Annotated in this window: 34 protein-coding genes; 7 read left to right on the forward strand and 27 right to left on the reverse strand. The window is 59.5% G+C overall.

What is annotated here, in order from left to right; genetic code table 11:
* Positions 1-6: 6 nt before the first annotated feature.
* From H7H48_RS03820 to H7H48_RS03900, 17 genes are all read right to left on the reverse strand, one after another.
* A complete protein-coding gene (locus H7H48_RS03820; RefSeq protein WP_229447465.1) occupies positions 7-483 on the reverse strand; it encodes an NlpC/P60 family protein in 477 nt (158 codons plus the stop codon).
* Complete coding sequence (locus tag H7H48_RS03825) at positions 480-1,370, reverse strand: DUF2163 domain-containing protein (protein WP_229447466.1); 891 nt, start codon at positions 1,368-1,370, stop codon at positions 480-482. Before H7H48_RS03825 ends, H7H48_RS03820 begins: the two co-directional genes overlap by 4 nt.
* Positions 1,367-2,008, reverse strand: a complete 642-nt coding sequence (locus H7H48_RS03830) for a DUF2460 domain-containing protein (protein WP_229447467.1) — start codon at positions 2,006-2,008, stop codon at positions 1,367-1,369. Before H7H48_RS03830 ends, H7H48_RS03825 begins: the two co-directional genes overlap by 4 nt.
* A gap of 18 nt (positions 2,009-2,026) precedes the next feature.
* On the reverse strand, positions 2,027-2,569 hold the full coding sequence (locus H7H48_RS03835) for a phage tail tape measure protein (RefSeq protein ID WP_229448091.1): 543 nt from the start codon (positions 2,567-2,569) through the stop codon (positions 2,027-2,029).
* A gap of 23 nt (positions 2,570-2,592) precedes the next feature.
* Complete coding sequence (locus H7H48_RS03840) at positions 2,593-2,793, reverse strand: rcc01693 family protein (protein WP_229448093.1); 201 nt, start codon at positions 2,791-2,793, stop codon at positions 2,593-2,595.
* 17 nt (positions 2,794-2,810) lie between these two features.
* The gene (locus tag H7H48_RS03845; RefSeq protein ID WP_229447468.1) at positions 2,811-3,149 is read right to left on the reverse strand and encodes a gene transfer agent family protein; all 339 of its coding nucleotides are present in this window, start codon (positions 3,147-3,149) and stop codon (positions 2,811-2,813) included.
* A complete protein-coding gene (locus H7H48_RS03850) occupies positions 3,146-3,562 on the reverse strand; it encodes a phage major tail protein, TP901-1 family (RefSeq protein WP_229447469.1) in 417 nt (138 codons plus the stop codon). Before H7H48_RS03850 ends, H7H48_RS03845 begins: the two co-directional genes overlap by 4 nt.
* 28 nt (positions 3,563-3,590) lie before the next feature.
* Positions 3,591-3,998 carry a DUF3168 domain-containing protein gene (locus H7H48_RS03855; RefSeq protein WP_229447470.1) on the reverse strand — a complete coding sequence of 136 codons (408 nt, stop codon included), beginning with the start codon at positions 3,996-3,998 and terminating at the stop codon, positions 3,591-3,593.
* Complete coding sequence (locus H7H48_RS03860; protein WP_229447471.1) at positions 3,979-4,143, reverse strand: hypothetical protein; 165 nt, start codon at positions 4,141-4,143, stop codon at positions 3,979-3,981. Before H7H48_RS03860 ends, H7H48_RS03855 begins: the two co-directional genes overlap by 20 nt.
* The gene (locus H7H48_RS03865; RefSeq protein ID WP_229447472.1) at positions 4,140-4,475 is read right to left on the reverse strand and encodes a phage head closure protein; all 336 of its coding nucleotides are present in this window, start codon (positions 4,473-4,475) and stop codon (positions 4,140-4,142) included. The genes H7H48_RS03860 and H7H48_RS03865 overlap by 4 nt, the downstream gene beginning before the upstream one ends.
* Positions 4,475-5,044 (reverse strand): head-tail connector protein, encoded by a 570-nt coding sequence (locus tag H7H48_RS03870; protein ID WP_229447473.1) that lies wholly within the window; start codon positions 5,042-5,044, stop codon positions 4,475-4,477. Before H7H48_RS03870 ends, H7H48_RS03865 begins: the two co-directional genes overlap by 1 nt.
* A gap of 74 nt (positions 5,045-5,118) precedes the next feature.
* Entirely contained in the window at positions 5,119-6,375 is a 1,257-nt protein-coding gene (locus H7H48_RS03875; RefSeq protein ID WP_229447474.1) for a phage major capsid protein, read from the reverse strand.
* Between the two features lie 10 nt (positions 6,376-6,385).
* Positions 6,386-7,069 (reverse strand): HK97 family phage prohead protease, encoded by a 684-nt coding sequence (locus H7H48_RS03880; RefSeq protein ID WP_229447475.1) that lies wholly within the window; start codon positions 7,067-7,069, stop codon positions 6,386-6,388.
* Between the two features lie 3 nt (positions 7,070-7,072).
* A complete protein-coding gene (locus tag H7H48_RS03885) occupies positions 7,073-7,432 on the reverse strand; it encodes a DUF6107 family protein (RefSeq protein ID WP_229447476.1) in 360 nt (119 codons plus the stop codon).
* A gap of 53 nt (positions 7,433-7,485) precedes the next feature.
* Complete coding sequence (locus tag H7H48_RS03890) at positions 7,486-8,655, reverse strand: phage portal protein (RefSeq protein ID WP_229447477.1); 1,170 nt, start codon at positions 8,653-8,655, stop codon at positions 7,486-7,488.
* A 32-nt stretch (positions 8,656-8,687) separates the two neighbouring features.
* Positions 8,688-9,953 carry a DNA-packaging protein gene (locus tag H7H48_RS03895; protein WP_370633326.1) on the reverse strand — a complete coding sequence of 422 codons (1,266 nt, stop codon included), beginning with the start codon at positions 9,951-9,953 and terminating at the stop codon, positions 8,688-8,690.
* Complete coding sequence (locus H7H48_RS03900) at positions 9,919-10,398, reverse strand: hypothetical protein (RefSeq protein WP_229447478.1); 480 nt, start codon at positions 10,396-10,398, stop codon at positions 9,919-9,921. The genes H7H48_RS03895 and H7H48_RS03900 overlap by 35 nt, the downstream gene beginning before the upstream one ends.
* 335 nt (positions 10,399-10,733) lie before the next feature.
* Here H7H48_RS03900 and H7H48_RS03905 point away from each other — a divergent pair, with 335 nt between their 5' ends.
* The 4 genes from H7H48_RS03905 (at position 10,734) to H7H48_RS03920 (ending at position 15,503) form a co-directional block, all read left to right on the forward strand.
* Positions 10,734-12,875 carry a transglycosylase domain-containing protein gene (locus H7H48_RS03905; RefSeq protein WP_229447479.1) on the forward strand — a complete coding sequence of 714 codons (2,142 nt, stop codon included), beginning with the start codon at positions 10,734-10,736 and terminating at the stop codon, positions 12,873-12,875.
* Between the two features lie 85 nt (positions 12,876-12,960).
* Positions 12,961-13,545: a DUF1214 domain-containing protein gene (locus tag H7H48_RS03910; RefSeq protein WP_229447480.1), complete on the forward strand. Its 585-nt coding sequence runs from the start codon at positions 12,961-12,963 to the stop codon at positions 13,543-13,545.
* Positions 13,538-14,080, forward strand: coding sequence for a DUF1254 domain-containing protein (locus tag H7H48_RS03915; protein ID WP_229447481.1), 543 nt, complete (start codon positions 13,538-13,540; stop codon positions 14,078-14,080). Before H7H48_RS03910 ends, H7H48_RS03915 begins: the two co-directional genes overlap by 8 nt.
* Positions 14,081-14,894: 814 nt before the next feature.
* Positions 14,895-15,503: a hypothetical protein gene (locus tag H7H48_RS03920; RefSeq protein WP_229447482.1), complete on the forward strand. Its 609-nt coding sequence runs from the start codon at positions 14,895-14,897 to the stop codon at positions 15,501-15,503.
* Here H7H48_RS03920 and H7H48_RS03925 read toward each other — a convergent pair.
* The 3 genes from H7H48_RS03925 to H7H48_RS03935 are packed head-to-tail and all read right to left on the reverse strand — an operon-like array spanning position 15,479 to position 18,510.
* Complete coding sequence (locus tag H7H48_RS03925) at positions 15,479-15,826, reverse strand: DUF1491 family protein (RefSeq protein WP_229447483.1); 348 nt, start codon at positions 15,824-15,826, stop codon at positions 15,479-15,481. The genes H7H48_RS03920 and H7H48_RS03925 overlap by 25 nt on opposite strands.
* A gap of 58 nt (positions 15,827-15,884) precedes the next feature.
* Positions 15,885-16,826: a peptidoglycan-binding protein gene (locus H7H48_RS03930; RefSeq protein WP_229447484.1), complete on the reverse strand. Its 942-nt coding sequence runs from the start codon at positions 16,824-16,826 to the stop codon at positions 15,885-15,887.
* Positions 16,801-18,510, reverse strand: coding sequence for a PAS domain-containing sensor histidine kinase (locus tag H7H48_RS03935; protein WP_229447485.1), 1,710 nt, complete (start codon positions 18,508-18,510; stop codon positions 16,801-16,803). The genes H7H48_RS03930 and H7H48_RS03935 overlap by 26 nt, the downstream gene beginning before the upstream one ends.
* 531 nt (positions 18,511-19,041) lie before the next feature.
* On the opposite strand from H7H48_RS03935, the gene H7H48_RS03940 reads away from it, so the two are divergent.
* Complete coding sequence (locus H7H48_RS03940; protein ID WP_229447486.1) at positions 19,042-19,395, forward strand: DUF5330 domain-containing protein; 354 nt, start codon at positions 19,042-19,044, stop codon at positions 19,393-19,395.
* 69 nt (positions 19,396-19,464) lie between these two features.
* Positions 19,465-19,893, forward strand: a complete 429-nt coding sequence (locus tag H7H48_RS03945) for a SufE family protein (protein ID WP_229447487.1) — start codon at positions 19,465-19,467, stop codon at positions 19,891-19,893.
* A gap of 30 nt (positions 19,894-19,923) precedes the next feature.
* Here H7H48_RS03945 and H7H48_RS03950 read toward each other — a convergent pair whose 3' ends face one another.
* Together H7H48_RS03950 and H7H48_RS03955 are read right to left on the reverse strand one after the other, a co-directional pair.
* On the reverse strand, positions 19,924-20,748 hold the full coding sequence (locus H7H48_RS03950; protein WP_229447488.1) for a DUF6456 domain-containing protein: 825 nt from the start codon (positions 20,746-20,748) through the stop codon (positions 19,924-19,926).
* 1 nt (position 20,749) lies between these two features.
* Positions 20,750-21,103, reverse strand: coding sequence for a helix-turn-helix domain-containing protein (locus tag H7H48_RS03955; RefSeq protein ID WP_229447489.1), 354 nt, complete (start codon positions 21,101-21,103; stop codon positions 20,750-20,752).
* Between the two features lie 276 nt (positions 21,104-21,379).
* Here H7H48_RS03955 and H7H48_RS03960 point away from each other — a divergent pair, with 276 nt between their 5' ends.
* The gene (locus tag H7H48_RS03960) at positions 21,380-21,715 is read left to right on the forward strand and encodes a cytoplasmic protein (protein WP_370633303.1); all 336 of its coding nucleotides are present in this window, start codon (positions 21,380-21,382) and stop codon (positions 21,713-21,715) included.
* 85 nt (positions 21,716-21,800) lie between these two features.
* Here H7H48_RS03960 and H7H48_RS03965 read toward each other — a convergent pair whose 3' ends face one another.
* From H7H48_RS03965 to H7H48_RS03985, 5 genes are all read right to left on the reverse strand, one after another.
* A complete protein-coding gene (locus tag H7H48_RS03965) occupies positions 21,801-22,220 on the reverse strand; it encodes a MucR family transcriptional regulator (RefSeq protein ID WP_229447491.1) in 420 nt (139 codons plus the stop codon).
* Between the two features lie 429 nt (positions 22,221-22,649).
* On the reverse strand, positions 22,650-23,036 hold the full coding sequence (gene mnhG / locus H7H48_RS03970) for a monovalent cation/H(+) antiporter subunit G (protein ID WP_229447492.1): 387 nt from the start codon (positions 23,034-23,036) through the stop codon (positions 22,650-22,652).
* Entirely contained in the window at positions 23,033-23,368 is a 336-nt protein-coding gene (locus H7H48_RS03975) for a cation:proton antiporter (RefSeq protein ID WP_229447493.1), read from the reverse strand. Before H7H48_RS03975 ends, mnhG begins: the two co-directional genes overlap by 4 nt.
* The gene (locus H7H48_RS03980; RefSeq protein WP_229447494.1) at positions 23,365-23,838 is read right to left on the reverse strand and encodes a Na+/H+ antiporter subunit E; all 474 of its coding nucleotides are present in this window, start codon (positions 23,836-23,838) and stop codon (positions 23,365-23,367) included. Before H7H48_RS03980 ends, H7H48_RS03975 begins: the two co-directional genes overlap by 4 nt.
* Positions 23,835-25,391 carry a Na+/H+ antiporter subunit D gene (locus tag H7H48_RS03985; protein ID WP_229447495.1) on the reverse strand — a complete coding sequence of 519 codons (1,557 nt, stop codon included), beginning with the start codon at positions 25,389-25,391 and terminating at the stop codon, positions 23,835-23,837. Before H7H48_RS03985 ends, H7H48_RS03980 begins: the two co-directional genes overlap by 4 nt.
* Positions 25,392-25,396 lie beyond the last annotated feature (5 nt).

A 25,396-nucleotide genomic window follows, 5' to 3' on the forward strand; every position in this document is an offset into this window, starting at 1 on the left:
AAGCTTCTACTTTCCAGGTATCGAGGATGGGGGTAGTGGAAAGGCGAACACACCTGCAATCCGTCTGCGCCATTGCGGTACGAGCGCTGAGACCACGACTGCGCTCCCTTCATAGGCGTGCACGAAGGCATCCGTCGCCGTCATGATGCCCACATGCTTGGCTGGCAGATGTATGCGCCAGCGAAACAGAACGATATCGCCAGGCTTGGGGGCCGTTTGCGCCTGTTCAATGCAATGACGCCTGGCTGCAGAAAGAAGACGCTCTTCCCCGCCACACTCAGCCCAGTCCGCGCTGTAAACACCCGGGTCCTCTGCTTCGCGGCCCAGTACGTTTCGCCACACACCGCGCAACAGTCCGAGGCAATCGCAACCCACGCCCTTGCGGCTCGCCTGATGCCGGTAAGGGGTGCCGACCCAGCTCAAGGCTTCGTTCAGAATGGCTTCCCGCAGGGCCTCCTCGGTTGTATGGGTACGCTGTCTCATCGCACCAAAGCCTTGCCGTCGAAGACCCCCTCGCCCCGTACATAGCTGTAGGCTGCGTCATCGCCGGGCAAATGCGGAAAACCACGGAAGTTCAGGGCGTTTTGGAACTTCCCCTTGCAGGTGGAAAATTGCTTGTCACATCCGGACACGACGGTAAAAAGGTCGCCGGCTTCGCCAGAAAGCGGTGCTTCGCGCCAGAGTGAAAGCCGGGTCTCGCTTCCCGACTTCGCATGCGCGATGACCCGTTCCTTGCGACCAGATTGCGCTCCGCTGGCCCAGGTCAGAACGCCATTGTCAAACCAGCCAGCCGCAAACGCATCGAGGCCATCAACCACCACAACGTTCCCTTCTTCAGCGCGAAGGAAAGTGCCGCTGCCTGCAAAACGGTCATCGGTCAGATCCACTCCGCATCGCTGGTCGCCCAGTTCAGCATCGCAGCATCGTCCGACGGTTCGACCGCTTGGTTGATCAAGTGTCCATGCTTCGCTCTCCAATTCGGCGACGAAACGTCCATCCTGCCGCGTCACCTTGCCAATCACCGCCACGCGCAGTTTATGAAACGTCGATGGATTTCGCCAATTCACGAGCAAAGTCTCAACCCTTGCACCGTCATAGAGACCTGAGAGAATGTCGTCTTCCAGGATTTCCGAGGCCGAAAGCGCTCCAACCACATCGACCGTATCCACCGATAGTCCGAATGATGATCTGGCTTCGCTCGCCGTAAAACCCGTGTTCGGATGGAAACTCGTGCCATCGCAATGCAATTGCCTGTCGTGGTCGGTAAAACCGAGGAAGATCCCGTCGGATCGGCTTAACCGCCAGCAATGGCAAAGACTTGTCACCTCCCCTTGAATGTGGGCTTCCAGCGTTTCTTCGGTCGACGTCATGCCAGGATCTCCACCAGCGGGATTGTGGGAATTTGCCCCGCCTTGAAAGCACTGAGGCTCACCGACAATCTTTCAATGTCGAAGCGGACGGGCACGTCGAATTCGAACCCCGCCGTGACCACAGCGCCTTCAGCGGGCACCGCCTGAGACTGGAACACCACTTCTCCGGTGGCGCTGTCGATGGCAAAGTCGAGTGAGGTCTGCTGAAGCACACCGTCGACGCCGACGAGAACCGTGTCCGCGACTGGGCGGGTGATCGGACGCGCAACCGCATCGGGTCCCTCGCCATATGTCTTCACCAACTGAAAGCGTGTGGTGATGCCATCGCCAATGCCGATAGACTGGTCATTCGCAGCCGGCGTCCCGGAAGGCCCACACGATTTCATGTCGAATGGATCGCGGAACCGAAACCCGTGAAGCGAACCGCGCCGCGCCTCGAAAAATGCGATCACTTCATGCACATCGTCGAGCGAGCGCAATCCAGTGCCGACGTCGTAATACCGCCGCGCTAGCGCATGTCTCGCATTGCGCTTCTCGCGGCCCGATGTCAGCTCCACGATTTCGTTGCGTCTTTCCGGCCCTCCAGTGGCCCCAAAGGAGATGGCCACGGGAAACCGCACATCGTGAAAGGCGTTCATGCCGGTTCTTCTCCTTCCTCAAAAGGTCTTCGCGCCACGCGATACAGCGCGCGCCAGCATGCCGGTGATTTGGGCCTGCGACTTGCGGAACGATGCCGCGTCCGGTGTCGAAACGTTGAAAACGATGTTTGGGGCGGTCGACCCGCTTCCTGCAGCAACACCCAGCCGACCGTCGGAACCGCGCTGAAGAGGCAGGATCGCTTCTGCGCCCGCCTCACCCATCAATCCGACCCTGCCCCCCATCGGAAAATAGGTGGGCGAGGAAACGACGCCACCATCGGCAAACGGCACCACGCCCCCTTTGGCGAAGGGCAGGATACCCCCGACCACACTCGAAAACAGCGACGATCCCAGCGCCGCCAAAGGCTGCAACGCCTGCGAAAGCGCCATACTCGCCAGGTTCATACCGATATTGCGCAGCACATCCTCGAACGATTTGCCACTCACCACCGCACTTTTCAACGCCCCGGTCATGTGTCGGCCAAAGCCGTCCGCCAGCGTCTCCAGTTCGCTCAGGGCTTCGGCAAACGGCTTGGTGTCCGCGCGGATTTCAAAGGTCATGTCTTCCAAGGAATAGCCTCCGCTCATTGTCCGACGTCAAAGTCTGGAAACCGTTGCATGAGCTGATCGAGATCGCTGCGCGCCGGGACACCTGGAGCGCTGCCACACAACGCTTCCAGCGCACAATTCAGCTCGCGCGGTGTCATGCCCCAGAACGCGCCCGGTGGAAGCCGCAGCACCCCAAACGCAACGCCCATCACCTCATTCCAGGGGAAAGGCCGCACTTGGGTTGCTGCGGCATTCAAGGGTTTGGGGCCGGTTCCTCCGCGCCGCCGAACGTTGCCACCAAAAGTGCACTCACAACCCGCGCAAGCCCGGCCAAGCCCTCTTCGCAGCGCATGGCCTGCACATCTTCCTGACTGACGGCATGGCCGCCGCCACGAAGACCAGCCCCGATCACGCGTTGCATGTCGCGCGCCGAAAGGCGTCCGCTCGAAAACCGTTTTGCAAGTTCGCCCAGATCCTCCGCAGCGAATGCGTCTTCGAGTTCGGCCAAGGCACCCAGTGTCAGGCAAAGCGTGTAGTCTTTGCCGTCGATCCGCGCAGCCACCTCGCCGCGCCTGCGGTTGACACTGATCATGAGACCTCCGCAAAATTCACGGCCCCGGCAGATTCCAGCGCGATCTCAAAGGTCACCTCACCATCGTGATTGCCGCCATACTCCAGCGCGGTGATCTGAAACGGGCCCGACACGATGCCGAAATCCGGTATCGTCAATTGCCAGTCGGCTATCTCGCTGGCAAAGAACCGGCTGCGAATTGCGGCATCTGATGCGCTGTCCTTGAAAATTCCGGAGCCGCTGATCGCGGCCCGCTGCACGCCGCTGCCGGCAAGCAACTCCCGCCACCGGCCCACCGAATCCGCATTCGTCACGTCCACCGTCTCACTGTTGAAGGCGAGACGCTTGGCACGCAGCCCTGCAACGGTGGTGAATGTTCCCGCCCCGCTCGTGTCGAGCTTCAGGAGCAGGTCCTTGCCTTTCTTGGCAACCATGCTTGTCCTCCAGGGAAATGTTAATGTCTCACACCGGCTCGATCACTGCGCGAAAGCGCATCAGGCCGTGATAGGCGATGAGGTCTTCGTCGAAGTGGATTTCGCTGCCCTCACGACGCAGGTTGACCAGGTGATGTCCGGCGACTGAAAACGGGGAGGTCATCAGCGCCTGATCGATGCGATCCATCAGTTGCAGCGCTTCGCGTCGCCCCTTGCCGTTGGCCCAGACATTGATCGTGAAGAAGTGCTCGCTGCCTTGCTCGGTGTCCGTGCTCCAGTCATGCGTGCTGGTCGGTCCAAACGTGACATAGGGGTAGGCCGTACGGGCAGGTGCCAGATCGTAGAGTTTTTCACCGCCCAGAGCGCCAGTCAGCCCCGTATCTGCTGCCAGCGTCCCGAACACCGCCTTCTGCAGTTCAAACGCGGCGGCGAGCATTGTCACGCTCCTGTTTTTCTGGTTCCGCTTTCGGCGCTTTGCGTTCTGCACGCCTTGCGGCCTCTCCCACCTCGGCCACCTTGTGTGATAGCCGTCGCAATGCCTGGGCCAGCCCGTCGCCAGTCAGTCGCAGGCTCATCTTCATGTCTGTTCCTCCTCACAGAGACAGACCAGATAGCGGCCTGTCTCATCGGGATCATGGGCCGTCAGGATCGAGAATCGCCGCGTCCCCCTCACGATCCGCATTCCGCCCGTCACACCGGTACGGAACCGCAGCGTGATGCGATGGGTCACCCGTTCGTGGCGTTGTCCCGCTCCGAAAGGTGCCGCGGCCCTCACTGGCTCTATGAAACCGAATATCGTCGCGGTCTCGCTCCAGGCCTCGGTGTGCCCGCCTGCGTCGTCCGAAACGAGCGTTGCTTTCTGCAGGCTGAGCTCGGCACGGAATGCGCCAGGGTCGATGAACTGAACACGCATCACAGCCTCGGCTTCCGATAGCTGCTGACAAGTCGCTGGAAGCCGGCCGGCATCGAAACAGGCTGGTCACTGGCCTCAAACGCGGCCCGGAACTCGAACCAATGGGCCACAAGCACAAGAATGGCGCGCCGCAGAAGGTCCGGCACATCCGTCCCCGCTTCTCCGTAACCGGCGCTGAAATCGATTTCGATCCCGTTCAGCTTTTGGCCCGGAAGCGGTCGCACCTCCAACAGCAGTCGAGCCGGCTCAGAATTCGCATCCAGCCGATAGGTTGATGGATCGACAACCGACGCGGCTCCATCAGCGTCGAACACCGTCACCGATAGCACTTCGCGCACCGGGGTTCGGTTCAGAAAAAGCACATCGCTTGTTGGCCAGTCGTCCAGCGTAAGCCGCCAGGACTGTTCGATCAGTGCCTGACCGGTGGTCTTTTCCACCTCCTCGCGCGCGGCGCGGATCAGCCCTTCGATAAGCGGATCTTCGCTTGCCTGCTCAAGCCGAAGATGCGCCTTCGCCTCGGCCAGGGTCACCGGCTCGATCAATGGGCCGACCGTTCGAAATAGCGTCATGCGGAAACTCCGTTCAATGAAAACGGCCCCGGAAATGCTTCCGGGGCCGTATCGGCATGGACGTACAGGGAGGATTACACCGTGCCGAATTTCAGCAGCTTCACCGCATCGAAATCCTGGATCCCGCCACCCACGCGCTTCGTTGTGTAGAAGAGCACGTAAGGCTTGGCAGAGTACGGATCGCGAAGCACGCGAACGCCGGCCCGATCCACCACCAGGTAGAAACGGCGAAAATCGCCGAAAGCGATTGGTGTCGCGTCGGCGCCAATGTCGGGCATGTCCTCCGCTTCAACCAGCGGAAAGCCCATCAGCATGGCACGGCTTCCGGGGGTGGCGGGCGGCTGCCACATATAGTTGCCGTCCGCGTCCTTCAGTTTGCGCAGCGTCGCCTGCGTCTTGCGGTTCATCACCCAGCTTGCGTTCTGGCGGTAGCCCGCCTTGACCGCATAGACGAGATCGACAAGAACGTCGGAAGCGTCACTTGCAGCAAGGTCGCCGCTGACGCCTGTCACATTGTACCCTACATTGCCCCAGCTCCAGCCGGTTTCGTCCGCCTGCGGGTAGCTGAGGAAGCCTTTCGGCTTGTTGATGCCGTCACCGTTGACGAAAGCCGCCCCTTCCTGCTCGGCAAAGGCGCTCTCCACTTCGCTGGCAATCCATTGGTCAAGATCGACCACGGCGTCATCCAGCAGCATCGCGGTTGCCGCCGGCATGGCATAGAGTTCAGCGGTGGGAAATTGCAGTTCCTCCAACGTGCCTGCCGCCGTCTCCGGACGTGCTGCCGTTTCGGCGACCCAGCCCACCGCCGGACCGGTCACGGCAAACGGCTTCTTCAAAACCGCACTGGAGACCTGCCGCACCGAAGCAATTGAGCGGATCGGTGATAGCTCGGACAACCGCGCGCCGATTGCCGCTTCCGTCTCGTCGGGCACCAGATAGCCGCCATCCGGTGCAGAGCCATAAGACATTGCCTTTTCTTCCAGAGAGCGTATTCCGCGCTCGTCTCCGGACCGCATATAGGCTTCAAAAGCCTGTTTTCGCTCAAGATCCTGCAGCGCTGTAGCACCGCCACGGCCCAGAACCGGCCGCGATTTCTTCAACACCAGCGTATCAAGCGCCTGCTTGTGCTCGTCGAGCGCTTTCGAAATTCGCTCCACCTTCTCCGACGTCACCACATCCGCACTGCGCGTCTCAAGCTGTTTCAGCTTCTCGTCATTGGCTTCCTTAAAACTCTCGAATGCATTCATGAAATCATGGAAGGCGCCCGTCACGTCACCCTCATCAAGCGCCGATTTCACCTCCGGCGCGCGTTTTGCCTGTCCTGCCGTCATGTCTTCATCCTCAATCGTTGAACATGCGGGCCGCCTTGCGGATCAGCGCAGCAAGCCCGTCATCAATGCCCCGCACGGCATCCCGCTCGCGTCTCAAGGCGCAAAACCCCTTGGCGATCACCAACCGGGCCTCTCGCCGCGTCAGGCCGGCATCCCGCGTCAGCCAACGCTCGAACTCACGCGCCGTGGGCAGCGGCGCGTCCCTTCCCTCCGTTTTCACCTCATCCACACGCGCCTCCGGCAGCATGGGAAACGTGACCACGGAAATCTCCCAGAGATCCGCCTCCACGATGCGGCGAACGCCGGTCTTCGCTTCCGTCTTCGCCTTGACAGTGCGAAAGCCGATGGAAAGCCCGTCGATCGCCCGGTCGCGCATCAGCTCCCAGACCTCCCGCGCCTTGGCGACGCCAAGCGCCAGCCGCCCGCGCACCAGGAGGCCGCGCGCGTCCTCGCGCAGCTCATCCCAGGTTCCTATGGGCTGGTTGGGATCGTGTTGGAACAGCATGCGTACGCCGCCTGGGCCACGTCTTTCGAGCGAGCGGGCAAAAGCGCCCCGCTCCACCGCATCGCGTCCGAGATCGACTTTGCCGAACAGGCTCGCATATCCAGAAAACGTCCTGTCAGCCTTCACGGTCTCGATGTCGAGACCGGTATATTTGCGCTCATCGGGTATCGGCGCGATCTTTGCCTGCATGGTCTAGCGTCCTTTCTGATCATCCAGCCTTTCGGACCGTCCTTGCGGCAACGGCCCCACCGGCCGCGTCTGGAAATATCGCAGGGCCAGACCGATGGCGCTCCAGGCGCATAGGCTTGCTACAGCCGCCCCCATGAGCATGGTCTCCGCAGCCCCAAGCCGCCCGGAAAGTTCGAGAATTTCAGCGAGTTTCAGCCCCGTCGCCCCGCCGAAAACCATGCCGCACACCACACCGACCGCAAAGCGAACCGCCGCGTCGCGCCGATGCTTTGGCAGGATATAGGCGAGCGAGATGGCGGAGCCGGCCACAGCGCCAGCCCCCTTTGCGAGCCATATCCAGCCCGCATGGGTGATGTCGGTCATTGATCAGTTTCCTTGGAGTTTCCAGCGACAATGGTCAGTCTGTCGAGGCATTCTCATTCGTCCCGGGGGCCATAACCCACCGCCTGACGTTTTTCCGCCTCGCTCAGGAAGTCGGCCGCTCCCACCCGGTTCCATAGCGCTTCACGCTCGGCGGCCAGCCCCTCAATGCCGTCAGCATCGTACCAAAGTCTCACCTCAGATCCGAATACCGGATGGAGCCAGGCCGAAAACTCCTTCGCCACCCGCCCCACAAGCGGCAGCACGGTCAGACGGTAAAAGGCCCGGTTCGCCTCCTGATAATTGGCATAGGTGTTGTCACCGGGGATGCCGAGCAGCATCGGCGGCACGCCAAGCGCCAGCGCGATGTCGCGGGCAGCGCCATTCTTCGCCGCCATGAAGTCCATGTCGCGCGGCGACAGGCTCATCGCCTTCCAGTCGAGCCCGCCTTCCAGAAGCAGCGGGCGCCCGGCGCGCGCAGCACCGCCATAGCCCTGCTCCAGCTCTACCTTCAGTCGGTCGAACTGATCGTCGGAAAGGTTCCCGCCCTCTTTCGGTGCGTAGACCAGCGCTCCAGAGGGCCTCGCCGAATTGTCGAGCAGCGCCTTGTTCCAACGTGCTGCCTGGTTGTGCGTGTCGAGCGCCATCAGCGCTGCGCCCAGCGGCGCAAAGCCGTAATGATCGTCGAGCGGGTGAAAAAGTGAGAGCTGCAGAGCCGCCCCCGCTTCCAGCGGCACGTGCTCGCGCGCCTTGCCCTCGCGATAATCCAGCGCCACCGGCCAGCCGCCCGCATCCGCCATCACCGACACCCGGTCCGGCCGCAAGAGATGCAGTTCGCGGGTCCCCGTACCTGTTTCGAGCATGCGTAGATAGGCATTGCCTGACAGAAGCAGATGCCCGTAGAGCGCCTCCATGAAACTGCTACCAGCTTGTCTCTGGTTTGGACGTGCCATCAGGTCCAGAATCGGATGCGTGTCGTGTTCCTGCGCACCCTCATAAAGCAGCCACGGGATCGCGGCCGCCGCCTCAGCCACCAGCCGCACGGCGCGATACGCGATCGGGTTGGACATGAACCCCTCGCGCGACATCGCGCCATAGTCCCGCCGCGTAAACCGCGCCTCAGCCTCCCGGTGCAGCGCCACGAAACCGCCCGCGTGCATCTGTTTGGTTTCAACCGGCGCACGAGCACCTCCCGGACGCTTCGCCCAGGGCCAATACCAAGCCATATGATTTTCCCGATTTGCGTTGTTGATCCGCCTCAACCGAGTGCGCGCACGCGCGGCTCCCGCCGGTTGGATAGCATGAGTTCGCTCAGGGCCCAGACCAGCGCGTCCACCCGGTCCGGCGAGTGCCCGCCCGAGAGACAGTCGAGGCCAAAATCGCACATTTCATCCTCAAGCTCGGGGAAGCGTTGCGCATGACGCACCCGTCCCTGCTCATAAAGGGCGGCTACCGGTTCCGCCCTCAGCCACTTGCCGCGCGTTGCCCGCACCGCTTTTACCGGCACGCTGGCGTCCACCGTGGCAATGACCGTCGCCACCATTTCACCGCCCTGGTTCACCTCGGCCACAAGACAATCGGCTTCAAGCCGATGATAAAGCCCCACCGCGCGCGCCGCCCATTCCCGCGGCTTGGCGCCCTTCACCGTGTCATCGCTCAGGACCACACCATTGCCCTCCGCATCAATGCCAGCCGCAACCAGCCCGCAAGCATCCGACCTGCGGCCGGAGGCGGCCGGGGGATCGACCGCGACGACAATGCGTTTGAGTTCGCTTATCGATCCGAGGGCACCAGCTTTCTCCAGCATCGCCCGCGTCCACAGCGCATCGGGCCGGTCCTCGATCAGTTCGCCGTCCAGTTCCTGCCGCCCAAGCCGCGTCCCCGCGTAGCGCTGCCTTATGGTCCTTATGAAGCCCGGAGCCAGATTGTCCCGGTTTTCGTCCGTCCGCATACGGGTCACGGTCACATGTGGATCGTCCATCAGCCTGCGGATCAGAGGGATTGGCCTCGGTGTCGTGGTCAAAAGCTGCTTCGGTCGTTCTCCCAGCCGCAGGCCGAACTGCAGCATATCGAAGGTTGCGTCGGCCTGCCTCCATTTGGCCAGTTCATCGCACCAGGCCGCATCGAATTGCGGCCCGCGTAGACTGTCAGGGTCCTCGGCAGAAAAAAGCTGCGCTACCGCACCATTGTCCCACACGATGCGCCGCCTGCTCGCCTCGAAGCGTGGACGAGCGCGCCGCGAGACCGCCAGAATTCCCGAAGGCCCCTCCACCATCACTTCTCGTGCGTCAGACAGCGTTTCGCCGATCAGGGCCAGCCGGCCATAGCGCTTTCCGCCGGCAAAGGGCGGCAATCCCCGAACCAGCGCGTTCACCCATTCCGAGCCAAGCCTGGTCTTGCCGGCGCCACGACCGCCCATAACCAGCCAGTTGTCGAAAATCGAACCGAGCGGATACTGCGCCAGCCGCGCAACGCCCAGCCATTCGCGTTCAATGGCGTATGCGAGTTCCCGTGCCAGGTTCAGCCTTGCCCATCCGCTCTGCAAGCTCTGCAGCAAGGCAGCGGATCCGATCGTCAATGCGTTCGAGTGCGGCGGCCATTTCTTCATCGCTGGGGGCGTGCTTTCCATCCATGTGCTGCTGCTCGAGTGCGATCTCGTTCATTCTTTCAAGCACCTTGAGCAGCGTACTGAGGCCTTCGATCTGCCCCTTGTCGAAAAGATCGCGATGAACCGCATCCTCGATCAACCGCTGGAGTTGATTGAAGAGCATCGCGATCATGCTTCGCGTCCGTTCGATCGATGGCGGCAGCGCCGGATCGTCTGGCGACCCCCAGCTTTCCTCCTGTGCCCGCTTGCGCAAAAGCCGCTCCGAGCGGCCGCTTGCCAGCGCCAGCAGTTCAAAAGAAGGCGGCGCGCCTTCTCGCAGCGCACGCACGGCCATCAGATCGGCCGTACCCATCTTGCCCATAACGTCTCACCCATGTCCGGAAACAAAAAAGGCGCGTCCCGTCAAAGGACCCGCCTCGAAACGCCGCAACTGTGCGACCATGCCTGAACCCTATCAAACGACCGTCACGCTGTCAAGAATTTTTTCCTATTAATGCATGTTGTCGGGTCCGGCGTTAGCCATTTCGGTGTTTTTCCCTTGCGGAAGAGACGGAAATGCGAAGAAACTCACAGAACAATCCGCTAGAATAGCCGTTATATGACGAACATCGATGTGGGGTCGTGTTCGCCTGGCGATTTCGCAGAGTGGATTTGTTCGGGTTGGCCCTAAAAGGCCGGACGGGAGTTTGGGTGAAAATGCCGCGCGAAAAACGGCAGAGCAAGGCGCCGCGGGCGACCAGATTGCTGGCGCTTGATGCCTGGATCGATTCCACGCTTTATGAAGCGGGTTTCAAGCTTGCCCAGTTCTGGGAAAGCATAACGATCTTCTTCCGCCGCTTCCGGGTCTACGGCGTCAAACGCGCCGTGGTCGAATTGTTCAGTGAAGGCGCCACGCTGGGGGCCATCGGATCGGTCGTCATGCTGGCGCTGGCCATGCCCGCTTTCGAAGAGACCGCCGGAGACTGGCGCGCCCAGGACGATTACGCCGTCACATTTCTGGACCGCTATGGCAATGAGATTGGCCAGCGCGGAATCATCCAGCGCGATTCCGTGCCCGTCGACGAGCTTCCCGACCACGTGATCAAGGCTGTGCTCGCCACGGAGGACCGGCGCTTCTTCGATCATTTCGGCATCGACTTTCTTGGTCTCGCACGCGCGCTGACCGAAAATGTGCGCGCCAATTCCGTCGTCCAGGGGGGCTCCACACTCACTCAGCAGCTCGCCAAGAACCTGTTTCTGTCCAATGAGCGCACCCTCGAGCGCAAGATCAAGGAAGCCTTCCTGTCGATCTGGCTCGAAATGAATCTCTCAAAGACCGAAATCCTCCAATATTACCTCGACCGTTCCTATCTGGGCGGCGGAACATTTGGCATCTCGGCCGCTGCGGACTTCTATTTCGACAAGCCGGTCAAGGACTTGAATCTGGCCGAAGCTGCGATGATCGCCGGCCTCTTCAAGGCTCCCGCGCGCTACGCACCGCATGTAAATCTTCCGGCAGCACGTGCCCGCGCAAACGAGGTCCTCACCAATATGGTGCAGGCCGGCTTCATGAGCGAAGGACAGATACTCTCTGCCCGCCTGCATCCGGCGACTGCCGTTGACCGCGAGGGCGCCGACACTCCCGACTATTTCCTCGACTGGGCATTTGAAGAGGTCAAACGTGTCGTCCCGCGCAGCGCCACCCATTCACTCGTCGCACGCACCACACTCGACCCGAACCTGCAGAGGGCCGCGGAAGAATCGCTGGAGTTCCACCTGCGTCAATATGGAAAAGACTATGACGTCTCCGAAGGTGCCATTGTTCTGATGGACACCGAAGGGGCCGTGCGTGCCGTTGTTGGTGGCCGCGATTACGGTTCGAGCCAGTTCAACCGCGCCACCAAGGCCGAGCGGCAGACCGGCTCCTCCTTCAAGCCCTACGTCTACGCGGTGGCGATGGAGAACGGGTTCGAACCCGGCTCCGTCATTTCCGATGGACCGATTTCATGGGGTAGCTGGTCGCCGCGCAATTACGGTCGCAGCTATGCCGGCCGGGTGACGCTCACTCACGCGCTGATAAAATCCTACAACACGGTTCCTGTTCGCCTTGCGCGCGATCATCTAGGCATCGATCCCATCATCGATCTCATCAAATCCTTTGGCATCGAATCCCCGATCAACGGCCACAAGACGATGGTTCTGGGCACGTCCGGCATGACCGCACTTGATCAGGCGACCGGCTATTCCGTCTTTGCCAATGGCGGCTATGCCGATACGCGTTTCGCCATCGTGCAGTTGATGACCCATTCGGGAAATCTCATCTACGATCACGGTCGCGATGCCCCGCCGCCGCGCCGTGTGCTTTCGGAAAAGGCTGCTGCGTCCATGAACCAGATGCTTATCCTTGTTCCTGAGCAAGGTACGGGGCGCCGTGCGGCTTTGCCGATGACGCGTTCTGCAGGCAAAACCGGCACCACTCAGTCTTATAGAGACGGATGGTATGTAGGTTACACCGGCAATTACGTGGCATCCGTCTGGTTGGGCAATGACGATTTTCATCCCACAAGGCGCATGACCGGCGGCTCCCTGCCCGCCATGGTGTGGCAGCGCCTGATGTCCTACGCACATCAGAATGTTGAAATCAAACCCTTGCCCGGCATCGAAGGACCGATGCGCATCGAGACGGATGCCGTGGAAACAGCCAGCGAAGACGGCGCGGGAGAGCTTCCGCAGACTGACAACCTTCCTCTCGCCCTATCGGCCCGAACATCTCTCTTCCTCAAGGGGCTAGCAAAGCATTTCGAGGCGGCGCCGCGCCTGCACAAGCCCGCCGTTCACGAAACGCTGTCCGCCTTGTAATGCAGCGTAAAGCACACCTTAAAATGCTTGAACACTCCGTTCGAGTTGAAGTATCCGGATGCGTCCATAGCTTGCCGGGTCGCGCATGCTGAAAAACCTACTCTTCGTTGTCATCTTTTTGATCATCGCGCTCGGCGGCGGTGCAGGCAGCGCATGGCTGGCGTTGGAATCGACACGCTCCATAGGTTCCGTGGAAATCGGGCCTTGGGTCACCTTTCCCAATCAGGGAACACGCGAAGCCGACCCTTATTCCCGGGCAAGAAGCGCCAGGCTCGGTCAACTCAGTCTCGGACAGGCGGAAGGCGTGGTTTTTGTCGCAGTGACAGACGGTGATGGACGCCCTCTTCTGCGCCAATGCACCTATCGCCTAAAAGGGGGGCTCCCTCCCACCCGCTTCTTCACCCTTCATGCCACCGGTGAGAACCGGCAGATCCTGTCTGCGCCGGCTCGTTTTCCCTCCGCCCTGCACTCGCAGGACCTCCTCTGGCGTGATGGCCAGACACTGGACGTGATCGTTTCGCCACATCCACAGCCCGACAACTGGATGGCAATCGCTGGGAACGGATCAATGCAATTGGTGCTGACCCTGGTGGACACTCCCATTTCAACAGGTGCGCGTGTCGGAGAAACCGGTTTGCCAGGTATCTCCAGGGTGGATTGCGATGCTTAAGCTCCTTCACGCAATTCTGCTGGGACTCTTCGGAGCAGCGGTGATTCACATCGCCATTCTGTTTCTGCTCCCCACTTATTCGGAACGCGATGTGTGGGCTGCAATGGCAGAGGAAGCGGCCCCTTATGCATTTGTCAGGCTGGGTGAAGGCAATACCAATCCCCTGCTTGCCGAAGAACAAAATCCATTCTTCGAAACAGCAGCATGCCGATTCGATCTTGAACGTGGCATGGTGCGGTTGACCTCTGCAGAACGCGTGCCGTTCTGGTCATTCTCCGTTTATGACCGCGACGGCTTCAACGTGTTCAACACCAATGACCGAAGCGCGACCAATCATGCGTTGGATGCACTCGTTGTAAACGCAGCCCAGTTGCTGGATCTGCGCAAGGGCGTGCCGGAAACGCTCGCGTCTTCTCTGATCGCTCAGACGGATATAGAAGAAGGTATGATCGTGATCCGCGTCTTCGTTCCCGATGAGAGCTGGCGGATCATCGTCGAGCGCTTCTTTGAGGACCTGCGCTGCGAAGCTCTGTAAGAGCCTCGATCAGGCGACTTGAGAGGGTTCCAGAAGCCCGGCCCTCACCCTTTGGTCGAGCGGCGGCGGACGTCCTGCGGGCGATCGTCCCCGCCATTATCGGGGTCGCTTTCCGGTCGTCTCTCATAGCGCACACCAGGAAAAATGATGATCGACGCGCTGGAAGACCGTTGTTTGGACGCAGCTCCTGTCGTGCGTTTCGCAGCTGCTGCAAAGTTCAGTATCGTCGCCATGACATCGCGTCCCTTTCTGTGACGGAGTGGTACGCAACGCCTCCTTCTTCCAGTAAGGCAGCACATGGTTAACGTTCCGTTACCGGTAAAGAACGGGCGCCACCCTCAACCCGTCCTGAAGGGCCGGAACCTGGAAAATCTGAACGCAAGTCTAAAGAAACCGGTTAACAGCTTGCTAAGGGAATTGGTGTAAATCTCATCAATCGCTGGCTTTCTCGCTACTGTCGCCGGCAGCGTATATTGTTCTCAGTCGCGTTTCGGAGGTATTGGTCTGCGTGTCGTCCGCTGTATTCAGGCAACTGGCTTCAGGCGGGGAAGCGCAAAGACCCGAGCGGCTGTTTCGCGCGGCAGTCTCCGCATTTGCGTCCCTTACACGTCCTACTCGACGCGAAGTCGCACAACTGGATGACCTCGCCCTTCCTCTTTATTCCTTGATCTCCACGGAAACACGCCGTTACGCAGCCGCAGTGCTGTCCGAATGCCAAAACCCGCCAAGGGGTCTGCTCAAGAAACTCGCAGACGAGCCTGCAGAGATCTCCGCTCCCCTTTTGATGCGCTCTCCGGCACTGTCGGATGTGGACTTGATCGGCCTTCTTGCCCGTCACGGCAGGGCTCATGCGCGGGTTATCGGACGGCGAGTTGGCCTAAATCCGGCAATTGCCGCCCTGACGCGGGCGCTCTCGGCCCAGGAGGCCGAACCCTGCAGCGATACGCAAACAAGTGGCAGCGCCGTGGAAGCGGAAGTCCGTCACCGTCTCCGTCTCATCATGCGCGCAGCCAATTCGCAGCACGCGCCCGCGCAACAGGACAGCCACCCTCCTCTTCCCGCAGCGAATGAAGCGGCCCGGACGTTGCGGGCTGCGGCCTTTTCCGGAGAACAGGGCGCCCTGGAAACCGCGCTCTCGACGGTTCTGGGCATCTCAAACAACGCCGCCCGCGAAATCACCGGTTTTCCCACCTATGGTGAACTCATTGTGGCGCTGAAAGCGCTGGACATCGGGGAGGCGGAAGCGTTTCTTCTTTCCGCCGCGGTGTTTCCAGGGCTTTTCACGCAGCGCAGCGCAATTTCCTTCTTCCTGGAACGCTACAATGCTCTGTCACCCGTTGTCGCGCGACAAAGGTTGAGTGATTGGCGAAGTGGGCTGAGCTGCCCCGGCCAAACACCTCAGCCAGCAGCAATCTCGAAATAGCGCTCTGCCTCATCGAGGTCCGTTACCTCGATTTCGACCAGCCAGAAATCCGGATCGAAGCGACGCTCCCGCTCAAGCCGCTTCTCGATTGCCTGATCGTCATCTTTCGCAATCAGCGTGAAGCGTCGTTCATTGGGCCGCGCCTCGTCGTAAACGGCCTGTGCAGCAGGGCCATAAAGAGCTTGCTGGCCAAGACGATTGCGCAACAGAATAAAAATGGTTCCGGCTTCGCGCGCGCCTTTCTGCAGGACCGTGGCAAACCCACCCTCTGCAAAGAGACGCTTGGTCAAAGCTGAAACCCAGAAATCACTGGTCAGGCGCATGGACAGCGTCTCATTGGTGCCGGCGGACGATCAACCTGCCATAAGGGTCTCAGCCCCATTAGTTGGTCAGACCAACCTCACGCATTTTTGCAAGGAGCGCCTGATCCGGCTGTCCGGTAACAGGGAGCCCGAAAAGGCTCTGAAACTCACGGATGGCGGCCTGGGTATTCTGGCCCAAAAGACCGTCCACCTCGATCCCGTCATTGCCAAACGCTTTCAGACCGGCCTGCACACGCATGATCGTGGGGTCCGCCTCGGTGGTTTGCAGTGCGGCCGTCTGAACACGAGCCTGCGGCACGTCCGCCGTCGGCACCGGCACCGGCCTCGCTTCTGGTTCCGCCTTTGGGGGAGCAGAAACGGAACGCTGGTAGGTCGGGCGTGGTGTGGGCGTCGGTGCGACAGGCGGGATTGTCGCCGGCGTTGCCGACAGATTTGATGTGGTGTCAGCCGGCTGCGGCGCTGCCGAAAGGCCAAGCTGGCGCAGCAGGGCTTCGTCGACGGTGGGCGTTGGATCCAGATCCACAATGCGACGATAGTTTCCGATCGCGGTGCGGGTTTCGGGGCCCTCAAGACCATCAATCGTACCGCGATAAAGTCCCAGATCCCGGAGCACCGACTGCACCTGACGTATGGTCGGATCCCCGCCGTCCACTTCCTCCGGGCGCTCGACCGGAATCGCCCCGGTTGTGTCCTGATCGGGAGCCACCTGACGTGGTGCCTGGCGCGGGGTTTCTTCGAGGATGGCCGGTTGGTCGGACGCTGGCACATTCCGTGGTTCGGTGAAGACCGGCGCACGGGTCGAGATCAAAGCACCAGAATGAAAATGGGGCTGATACCAAAGCGCATTGGCCGAAACGAAGGAAAATGCGACAGCAAAGGCCGTTGCACCACCGACTGCCAGAGGATTGCGAACGATCGCCATCCCGACGCCGGCGGCTCCGGCGCGAAGCAGCGTTCCAAACGTGACCTCCGGTTCAGGCCGTCTTGCGGTATTCTTCATTACCCCACTCATTTTCAGTTGCCGGGCCAGTTGCCGGTTTGCCACCTCGGCCAATCTCGTCCTTTTCCGTGCCCACACCCACTGGCAGCGAAATGCTCACACATGTCCCCTCACCCGGCGCGCTGTCGATGGTCATGCCACCTCCCTGAAGGCTCACCAGTCCTTTCACGAGCGCCAGGCCGAGGCCGGTTCCCTCAACATGCCTTGTCGCTTCGTTCCGAACCTGCGCAAAAGGCTCGCCGATTCGTTCAAGATCATCGGCCGAAATCCCGATACCATTATCGGTTACACTGAAGTCAAGGCGATTGCCGGTCCGCTCTGCCTTCACCCGCACGCAGCCGTTGGCATGGGAGAATTTCACGGCGTTTGAGAGAAGGTTTATCAGCACCTGCTGCACCGCACGCCGGTCGCAATAGACGACGCCGACATTCTCCGCGATCGCCACATCCACATCCACCGCACGTGAAGCGGCATCTGCTCGTGCGAAGGCTACACTGGCATCCACGGCGTCCGAGAAATTGAACGCCTCCGGGTGGAGCGTGTAGGTTCCCGCTTCCAGCTTGGAGATTTCCAGCGTCGAATTCACCACCGATAGAAGATGTTCGCCGGCCTCGTGAATGAGCCGGACATATTCGCGCTGCCGATCATTGGAGAAGCGTCCGAAAATCTCGGTCTGAAGCGTATCGGAAAATCCGAGAATGGCATTCAGCGGCGTCCGCAGCTCATGACTGACCGCTGCCAGCATGCGTTTGCTTTCGACCTTGGCGACACGTGCCTCTTCCCGCGCTCGCGCCAGGTCAAGTTCCAGATCGGCCCGGTCGCTCTCGTCACGCACGATTGCCACGATCTGCTCTGCGTCTTCCAGTCTAAGAAGCTCAACGCCGAACTGACGATAACCGGCTGGACGGCGTGCCTCTTCTTCCACAGGCATACGAAGGCGGATGGTGATGGTGCGTCTGCCTGCTCCACCACTCACCTCGGAAACCGCGCACAGATAGGCCACGCGATCGCCCACATGAATGCGCTCGAAAAAACCGTTCCCCAACAGAATATCCGACCGGACATTCAAGACCTGCTCGGCCTGAGCGGATGCATCCACCACATCTCCGGTCCCTTCAAGGCGCAGCACGAGCGCGCTCATCATGGCTTCGATGCCCGCTCCTTTCGAAGGAACCGAAATGCGCGCCTGCTCAGCTTGCAAAGTCCCGAAACGCATGCCGAGCGTCGCCACATAAGCAAGCGGAATAAGCCAGTGCGCGGCCAGCGGCAGCGATGGAGAAAAAGAAATGCCCAGAAGCCCGCCGAGCGTCGTCAGTCCGAGCGAGAGTCCACCGGCAAGAGCACCCGTCCAAACAGCGCGGCGTGTCCTTGCCACCCAAACGCTTTCTGCTGCAAGAGCCCCTGTCAGTGCTGTCATCGGAGACGCAACTCCCCCGGAAAGGACAGTCACCGTGCTGACGGCAGCCACACCAAGAACCAGTGCGAGCGCTTCGATCAATGCCCGACGCCCACTTGCAAACAGGCCTGCGGCAGCAAGCCAACTTGCCGCGAAGCCAGCGCTCGCGAGCGCCAATGTCGGGGCGAAACCAAAAGTGCCGGCCAGAAGCAGAGCGACCGCTCCCGCAAAGAGGAAAGGCGCTGTCAGAAGCACCACTGCCAACCGCAACTGACGCGAACGCTCCACCCCCTCTTCGACACTGGGGTGAATCAGCCTTTCGCAAGCGGCTGATAGGGCTGCCAGCCATTCTTGATATGATGCTACTCGTGAACTCAACTCGACGCGCTCTTGCTTTGTCCGTTCGGCGGGTTCTTGTTCCTGCCGAGACTCGCACCGAGCGTTTAAGGAAAGGATAAGCGCAGGCGTCCAGGGACCGGTGGCAAGGGTAAAAATGAGAGAAATCGGCCCTTCAGACCCCGGTGAATGCCGTCATGGTTAACGCCTGCTGAACAGAGTTGTCGACACAATGGCGACGCAAAAAAGCTTTGAAACAGGCCTCGCCGAAGAAAAAAGACAATTGTCTCAGATCATTAGATGGCGAACAAAACGTAACCATGTTCCCACGGGTTTGAAACGGCTTTGCCTCAAAGGCAGACATTTCCGAACTTTTAAAAAGTTTGCCTTCAATTTTAGGAAAATTCTCAAGAGCTTCTTGGCGGAAGCATGGGATTGTATTCGCCGGGGACATCCTTCGGGGCAAGAACGGGACTGGACGTCATGGGCTTTATCATTCGCTCGATCTTCTGGCTTTCGCTGGTGCTGCTGCTGTTGCCTATCGGGGGAACAGGCGGCCAGGACAGCGCGGAGACGCCACAGGTCGGTGCGCTGCAGGCATTGGGGGCAGCGCGCGAAGCCATCACCGACATGATTGGCATCTGCGAGCGGAAGCCCGAAGTCTGTGCGACAGGACGTGCGGCGCTGCAGACGATCGGGGCCCGCGCCCGTGAAAGCGCCCGCTTTGCCTACGAAATGCTTGAAGAACCGACGGACGCTCCATCCGAGGCCGCCGCCACAGGAGGGGAAACACCTTTGACGACCGGAAGTGTTCCAGACCAACCGGCCGATCAATAAGCCCCCGACATTCTGGACAATCAAAGGTTTTCCGTGACGAATGGCCGGTCAATCACTATATCCGGCCCAATGAGCACGACGATTGACACCCTTTACGACGATTTCGCCTTCCTCGATGATTGGGAAGAGCGTTACCGTTACATCATCGATCTTGGCAACAGCCTGCCTCCCTATCCCGAAGCTGCGCGCGACGAGGCGCACCGCGTACGCGGCTGTGTCAGCCAGGTCTGGCTTCATACCGAGCGTGGAGAAGGCACCGACCCCGTCCTTACCTTCAAAGGCGATTCGGACGCGCATATTGTCCGCGGTCTGGTGGCCATCATGCTCCTCCTGTTTTCCGGCAGGCGCGCCAGCGAGATTCTCGACATCGATGCCGAAGACGTGATGGCCAAACTCGGTCTCGACGAACATCTCACACCACAGCGCGCCAATGGTCTGCGCTCCATGGTGCAGCGCATAAAGAAAGAAGCTACGGAAGTGGCCCCGGCAACAGGTTGATTGCCTGTTGCCGGGCAATCAGCACATCGCTCATGCCATTTTCGGACGATAGTCCTGTGCACCCCAATGCAGGATCGGCCTGCCGGTTTCGCTTTGTCTGCGTGTCGGAGGCTCATAATGGCGGGCCAGCGCACCCAGCGCGGTCTTAAGCACCACCTTTGCCGAACGGACGGGCCATCCCCGTTCCAATTCCACCTGTTCGAAGCCCTTCAGAAAACAACATATATCAACCAGGACACCGGCGAGCTCCGGCCCGACGGCCTCGAGCGCACGATCGACACGTTGACGGGCGGCCAATGCGGCTTGCGTCAGTTCAACACCGCCCCCGGCGCCGGTACCCCGCTTTTTGCCCGACACGCACGCCATCCAGTTGGCAGTCAGGCGCGGCATGATCTGACCGCGCGTGTAATCGGCGCGCAGTTTTTCACCAGCGTCGAATTCAGTCCGCGTCAAGAAGGGTTCGCCATTGCGCATACGCCGGCTCGCCAGGAGCGCCAAGGGAGATTCGCTCAGCGTTGCAGTAAGGATCGTTTTTTCGGCACCCTGCTGTAAAATCCTGCGCTCGATCTCGCGATGCTGGCTTGTAAAAGGTTCCCGCTTTGCTGCCACTCGCCGCGCACAGGCGACACCCGCACTCGACAACGCCACCCTGTCCTTGCCAAGGCGTACGAGGTCCTCCTTGTCCAGCGCCTCCAGAACCTCAAGCGATATGGAGATCGTCCCCTGCTCGCCGCCATCGAGAAGCACGCTTCCCTGCTTTGCGCCGGGTTGCAGCCATGCCTCTCCCTTCTGGAGAAACCGCAGACAGCGGGATCGTTCGCGCAGATGGCGAAATTCGCTCTTGTATACAGCCATATCAGCGCAGCTCCGTGTTGCGAAAAGCAGCCGCAGTAACGCGCTCGGTCATGAGGACGATCCGATCGAATTCTTCGTCGTCACGCATATCCTCAACAATGTGGCATGCGTATTGAACCGTGGTTCGGTCACGACCGAACCCGCGCCCGACTTCACTCATATTGAGCCCGAGCACCACATGCGCAGCATACATACCGATCTGCCGCACACGTGTGACACTTGTCGAAGACCGGCGCGTTTCACGCAGTTCGCGTCCGCTTACATTGAACAGTGCAGCCACGATGTCGAGAACGCATTCGCAAACCTCTCCGATCCGTTCTTCAGGAATCGGACTGAGACGGCGTTGCAGCGTCACCGGTGAGTGATTCTCAGGCGATTTTACCCGCCCGTCTTCTTGTTCCGTCGATTTGGCAGCGTTTGAAAGCACAGACTTTATCCCTTCACAGGAAAGAGGAATAAATTCTTATACCCCACACCTCCATAGGCGGGAACAAATTACGAACAGATAAAACGGTGAAATTTCATAAGCCTCTGAAATTACTATCAAAACAAAATTCCGTCGCGAATTCCGCTTCTGGTTTATCCCCGCCGCGCCAGCCTGCCTCATAGTCATCGCTCACCATCAAAAGGATTGAGCATGACTACGGTAAAGAAGGAGAGCCTCGCCTTTCTCGAAGCCAAGCGGCAGCGCAATGAAGAGGCAAGGCAGACGGCGGCACTTTTTCTTCTCGGAGGACTGGATCTCGAGAAGGTGCAGCAAAGCTCAGGTCCAGAGCGCAACAGCATACTTCGTCGCCTGCGGCGGTTGATTGAGAGAGAGCGCCTGAAAGGGGTCAGGAACCATTGGAGCTACGACCTCAACCGACACATCGCCCTCAGTCAGGCGTTCAAGCGGTTGTCCATCACTACGCGCTCCAGTCTTTCCTGCTGCCCTATGAATAACCGCCCCCCTGCGGGTACAGGCTGACGACTGTCAAGCTCACAAAAAAAGCGGCGCACGAAGCGCCGCTTGAACACAGGAACATAGCGTCGGCGCCACGCGCCAGGCTAAACTATTTTTCCTTGCGTTTGCGTCCTAAACCCATTTGCTTTGCCAATTTCGAACGCGCCACGGCATAGCTGGGGGCCACCATCGGGTAGTTGGCGTCCAGTCCCCACTTTTCCCGATACTGTTCCGGCGTCATGCCGTAATGCGTCATCAGGTGCCGCTTAAGCGACTTGAACTTCTTTCCGTCCTCAAGACAGATAATGTAGTCGTCATGCACGGAGCGCTTCGGGTTCACAGCCGGTTTCTGCTTTTCAGCAGGTGGTGCTTCCGGAGAGCCGCATACACGGCCGAGCGCTGCATGAACGTCTGAAATCAGGTTAGAAAGTTCGGATGCAGGAACAGGATTGTTGCTGACGTAAGCAGCGACAACGTCTGCGGTCAGTTCAATAAGAGTATCGTCGTTTTTTACAGAATCTTCGTTCATTTCGTTACCTTGCCCCAACGTCTATTCAAATCCACCACCTCATGCCGCCAGTGATGAGGTGTCTATAGGAATCCCTATTCTGCAGGCTTTTTTTTGTCGATTCCCGAGAAGGCAGCAATCATATCGTTTTTTTGTTCGACCGGTCAACTCACAATCTCAAATTAATACTACCAGAAACCTGAGACTGATTGTTTATCACATCTCAAAAAATCGTATTTCATTCCAAAAATCAGATCTGCTTAAATTTAAACTCACCAATTAAGCAAATCGACCTTATCGATTTTCATCCTCGTGGCTTTCGCACCCACAAAAGGACGAATGCTTACGCATTTCCGCCAATGCAGCTGCTACAAGGGATTACCATCGATCCCTCGCCCTATCGAACAATACACACCGAACATTGAATTATACGAAGTATATAAGAAGAACTTATCTTTGATCTTCTTTGATATTTTCATCGTCGAGCGATACCGCTGCCTCACTCGCAGGCGATGCCATGTCATCGTGCACGGAACGCCCCCAGAGTTTATAGCCGGCAGCATAGGCCGCCTTTGCCAGAAGATGAGCAGAAATCGGAGCGGTGAGGAGAAAGAAGACCACTGCCGCCAGCGCTCTCGTTACGATCGCCTGATCCTGTGCGAATATCGCCAAGGCGACAAGCATGAGCCCGGACCCGAGCGTCCCTGCCTTCGAGGCAGCATGCATGCGCGTATAAAGATCAGGAAGTCGCAAAATACCGACCGCCGCGATCAGGGTGAACGCCGCGCCAATGATAATGAGAAGGCCCGTGAGTATGTTGAACAGGTCGTCCATCATTGCTCCTTGTCGCCGTAGATGCCGAGCGTATCGCGCCTCACAAACTCCTGCTCATAACGTCGACTGAGAACGAAGCGGGCAAACGCAACCGTTGCAAGAAAGCCGACAAGCCCCAGGGCGATGGCAATATCGAGATAAAGCGTGAAGCCTGTGCGGATGCCTATGACGGCGATGAAGCCGATCGCAATCGTGACCAACATGTCGAGAGCAAGAACCCGATCGGGCAAGCTTGGCCCCACGAGGACACGCACCACAGTAAGCAGGAAAGACAGGCTCAACAGGGCGAGCGCTATGAACTCGGCAAAGACGAGAAATTCTCCACTGGCGTTCATCGAAACGCCTCCATGATCTTTCGTTCAAAACCTTCGGCGATGTCGCGCTGCAGTTCCTCCGGATCAGAACAGTCGATGGCGTGGACATAGAGAAAGCGGCGATCTTCCGAAACGTCGACAGAGAGGGTCCCTGGCGTCAACGTGATGAGATTTGCCAAAAGCGTGATCTCGAAATCCCGGTCGACCTTGAGCGGATAGGCGAAAATGCCGGGCTTCAGGTCCATCTTCGGGGAAAGAACGAGAAGCGCGACCCGCCAGGCCGAAAGCACCAGTTCGTAGAGGAACAGAAGCGCGAGCGAAGTTACCCGCACGGCGCGGGCAAAATATCCCAAGGACCCCACCTGTTCGCGGATCAGGTAAAGTGCCGCCGCCCCAAGGAGAAAACCGAAAATGAAGTTCGGCAGTGTGAAGGAGCCGCTGACCGCGGTCCAGATCAGCGCCAGGATGATATTGATCAGGGACAGTCTCATTGCGCCGCCTCCGCAGGAAAGACCGCACCAATATAAGCTGAGGCGTCCAGAAGCCCGCTTGCAGCGGCTTCAGCCACCCGGATAAATGGCTCAGGGTAAATGCCGAGCAATATGATCGGGACACACAGCAAGGCCATTGAACCGTAGCCATATCCGGGAGCACCCGTGGCAGCATCGGAAGGAGCTTGGCCCGGCCTGTTCCGCCAGATCGCAAGTATATACATCCGCCCAAGCGCGATCGTCGTGAGAAGTCCAGTCAACAAGATGGCGAAGGAAAGCCAGGGCCAGCCTGCGTCAAGCGAAGCCCGCACGAGCATAATTTTCGGCCACAATCCGGATGCCGGCGGCAGTCCCGCCACGGCAAGCATCAGAACCAGCGCAAAGGCCCCCATTGCCGGATAGGTCCGATAGAGCCCGCCCAGCTCATGCAGCGAATAGCTTCCGCCAAGCTCCTTGATCACCCCTGCCAGCAGGTAAAGCGCCGTCATCGCGAGAACGGAATGGAACGCGTAGAGGATCGTGCCCGTCAACCCGGTCTCGGTACCCAGCGCAAGCCCAGCAAGCATCACCCCCACACCGGATATCACCACAAAGCCAAGGATACGGCGAATATCGGACTGTGCGATAGCGCCCATGATCCCGAGCACCATCGTGCCAGCGGCCACCCAGGCAATGACACCTGAAAGCTCCGCCCGCTCAACAGGAAACAGCATCACCAGAACACGCAGCAGCGCATAAACGCCGACCTTGGTCAGCACACCGCCAAACAGCGCCGCCGTGACGATGCGCGGCGTGTGATATGAGGCCGGCAGCCAGAAATTGACGGGAAACGCAGCTGCTTTCATGCCGAAAGCCAGCAGATAAAGCACGGTCAGCGTCATCAACGGGCCGGTCTCGCGCATGGCGTCCGCCTTGCGCGCGATGTCGGCCATGTTCAGCGTCCCGAACGTGCCGTAAAGATAGGCGGTCGCGGTCAGAAACAACGTCGTGCCGACCAGATTCAGAATGGCGTATTTCGTTGCACCGTCGAGCTGGCGATCAGTCGACCCTAGGATCAGAAGACCGAAGGACGAAATCAGGAACACCTCGAACCAGACATACAGGTTGAAAATGTCGCCGGTCAGAAACGAGCCTCCCACGCCCGCCATCAAAAGCATCAGGAAGGGATAAAAGCCATAACGACGGCCCGTCGCACCAATGTCTTTCATCGCGTAGAGAGCACAGACACTGGCAACCAGCGTCGCCACAAAGGCAAGCGATGCTCCAAGCGCATCCGCGGTAAAGGATATGCCGAAGGGCGGCAGCCAGCGCCCCATGGTCATCACCTGCGGACCGTCTGCCAGCACCTGCAGAAGAAGCGCGGCATTGGCGCCAAGGGTCAGAAGCAGCCCCGCAATGGCAATGCCCGCGTGTAGCCGGGTTTCATGGCGCACCATCAGCAGGACCGCACCAAAAAGGATCGGCAACCCGACCGGCGCCACCAGCATCCAGTCACCCAGCGCCGTGGGCGCTGTCAGCATTGCGTTGGAAATATCAATCGTTTCAGCGGCCATCGGTG

Origin of the sequence: Nitratireductor sp. B36 (assembly GCF_020833685.1) — a bacterium.
Classification (GTDB): domain Bacteria; phylum Pseudomonadota; class Alphaproteobacteria; order Rhizobiales; family Rhizobiaceae; genus Nitratireductor.

Excerpts from the sequence above, each read along its gene's own strand:
- H7H48_RS03820 (WP_229447465.1), bottom strand. The coding sequence starts at position 483 with ATGAGACAGCGTACCCATACAACCGAGGAGGCCCTGCGGGAAGCCATT.
- H7H48_RS03850 (WP_229447469.1), bottom strand. The coding sequence starts at position 3,562 with ATGGTTGCCAAGAAAGGCAAGGACCTGCTCCTGAAGCTCGACACGAGC.
- H7H48_RS03905 (WP_229447479.1), top strand. The coding sequence starts at position 10,734 with ATGCCGCGCGAAAAACGGCAGAGCAAGGCGCCGCGGGCGACCAGATTG.
- H7H48_RS03910 (WP_229447480.1), top strand. The coding sequence starts at position 12,961 with ATGCTGAAAAACCTACTCTTCGTTGTCATCTTTTTGATCATCGCGCTC.
- H7H48_RS03835 (WP_229448091.1), bottom strand. The coding sequence starts at position 2,569 with ATGACCTTTGAAATCCGCGCGGACACCAAGCCGTTTGCCGAAGCCCTG.
- H7H48_RS03885 (WP_229447476.1), bottom strand. The coding sequence starts at position 7,432 with ATGACCGACATCACCCATGCGGGCTGGATATGGCTCGCAAAGGGGGCT.
- H7H48_RS03985 (WP_229447495.1), bottom strand. The coding sequence starts at position 25,391 with ATGGCCGCTGAAACGATTGATATTTCCAACGCAATGCTGACAGCGCCC.
- H7H48_RS03900 (WP_229447478.1), bottom strand. The coding sequence starts at position 10,398 with ATGGGCAAGATGGGTACGGCCGATCTGATGGCCGTGCGTGCGCTGCGA.
- H7H48_RS03860 (WP_229447471.1), bottom strand. The coding sequence starts at position 4,143 with ATGAAGATGAGCCTGCGACTGACTGGCGACGGGCTGGCCCAGGCATTG.
- H7H48_RS03980 (WP_229447494.1), bottom strand. The coding sequence starts at position 23,838 with ATGAGACTGTCCCTGATCAATATCATCCTGGCGCTGATCTGGACCGCG.
- H7H48_RS03925 (WP_229447483.1), bottom strand. The coding sequence starts at position 15,826 with ATGCGCCTGACCAGTGATTTCTGGGTTTCAGCTTTGACCAAGCGTCTC.
- H7H48_RS03945 (WP_229447487.1), top strand. The coding sequence starts at position 19,465 with ATGAGCACGACGATTGACACCCTTTACGACGATTTCGCCTTCCTCGAT.
- H7H48_RS03950 (WP_229447488.1), bottom strand. The coding sequence starts at position 20,748 with ATGGCTGTATACAAGAGCGAATTTCGCCATCTGCGCGAACGATCCCGC.
- H7H48_RS03825 (WP_229447466.1), bottom strand. The coding sequence starts at position 1,370 with ATGACGTCGACCGAAGAAACGCTGGAAGCCCACATTCAAGGGGAGGTG.
- H7H48_RS03880 (WP_229447475.1), bottom strand. The coding sequence starts at position 7,069 with ATGCAGGCAAAGATCGCGCCGATACCCGATGAGCGCAAATATACCGGT.
- H7H48_RS03865 (WP_229447472.1), bottom strand. The coding sequence starts at position 4,475 with ATGCGTGTTCAGTTCATCGACCCTGGCGCATTCCGTGCCGAGCTCAGC.
- H7H48_RS03890 (WP_229447477.1), bottom strand. The coding sequence starts at position 8,655 with ATGGCTTGGTATTGGCCCTGGGCGAAGCGTCCGGGAGGTGCTCGTGCG.
- H7H48_RS03975 (WP_229447493.1), bottom strand. The coding sequence starts at position 23,368 with ATGAACGCCAGTGGAGAATTTCTCGTCTTTGCCGAGTTCATAGCGCTC.
- H7H48_RS03830 (WP_229447467.1), bottom strand. The coding sequence starts at position 2,008 with ATGAACGCCTTTCACGATGTGCGGTTTCCCGTGGCCATCTCCTTTGGG.
- H7H48_RS03965 (WP_229447491.1), bottom strand. The coding sequence starts at position 22,220 with ATGAACGAAGATTCTGTAAAAAACGACGATACTCTTATTGAACTGACC.
- H7H48_RS03915 (WP_229447481.1), top strand. The coding sequence starts at position 13,538 with ATGCTTAAGCTCCTTCACGCAATTCTGCTGGGACTCTTCGGAGCAGCG.
- H7H48_RS03855 (WP_229447470.1), bottom strand. The coding sequence starts at position 3,998 with ATGCTCGCCGCCGCGTTTGAACTGCAGAAGGCGGTGTTCGGGACGCTG.
- H7H48_RS03870 (WP_229447473.1), bottom strand. The coding sequence starts at position 5,044 with ATGACGCTATTTCGAACGGTCGGCCCATTGATCGAGCCGGTGACCCTG.
- H7H48_RS03845 (WP_229447468.1), bottom strand. The coding sequence starts at position 3,149 with ATGATCAGTGTCAACCGCAGGCGCGGCGAGGTGGCTGCGCGGATCGAC.
- H7H48_RS03875 (WP_229447474.1), bottom strand. The coding sequence starts at position 6,375 with ATGACGGCAGGACAGGCAAAACGCGCGCCGGAGGTGAAATCGGCGCTT.
- mnhG (WP_229447492.1), bottom strand. The coding sequence starts at position 23,036 with ATGATGGACGACCTGTTCAACATACTCACGGGCCTTCTCATTATCATT.
- H7H48_RS03930 (WP_229447484.1), bottom strand. The coding sequence starts at position 16,826 with ATGAAGAATACCGCAAGACGGCCTGAACCGGAGGTCACGTTTGGAACG.
- H7H48_RS03940 (WP_229447486.1), top strand. The coding sequence starts at position 19,042 with ATGGGCTTTATCATTCGCTCGATCTTCTGGCTTTCGCTGGTGCTGCTG.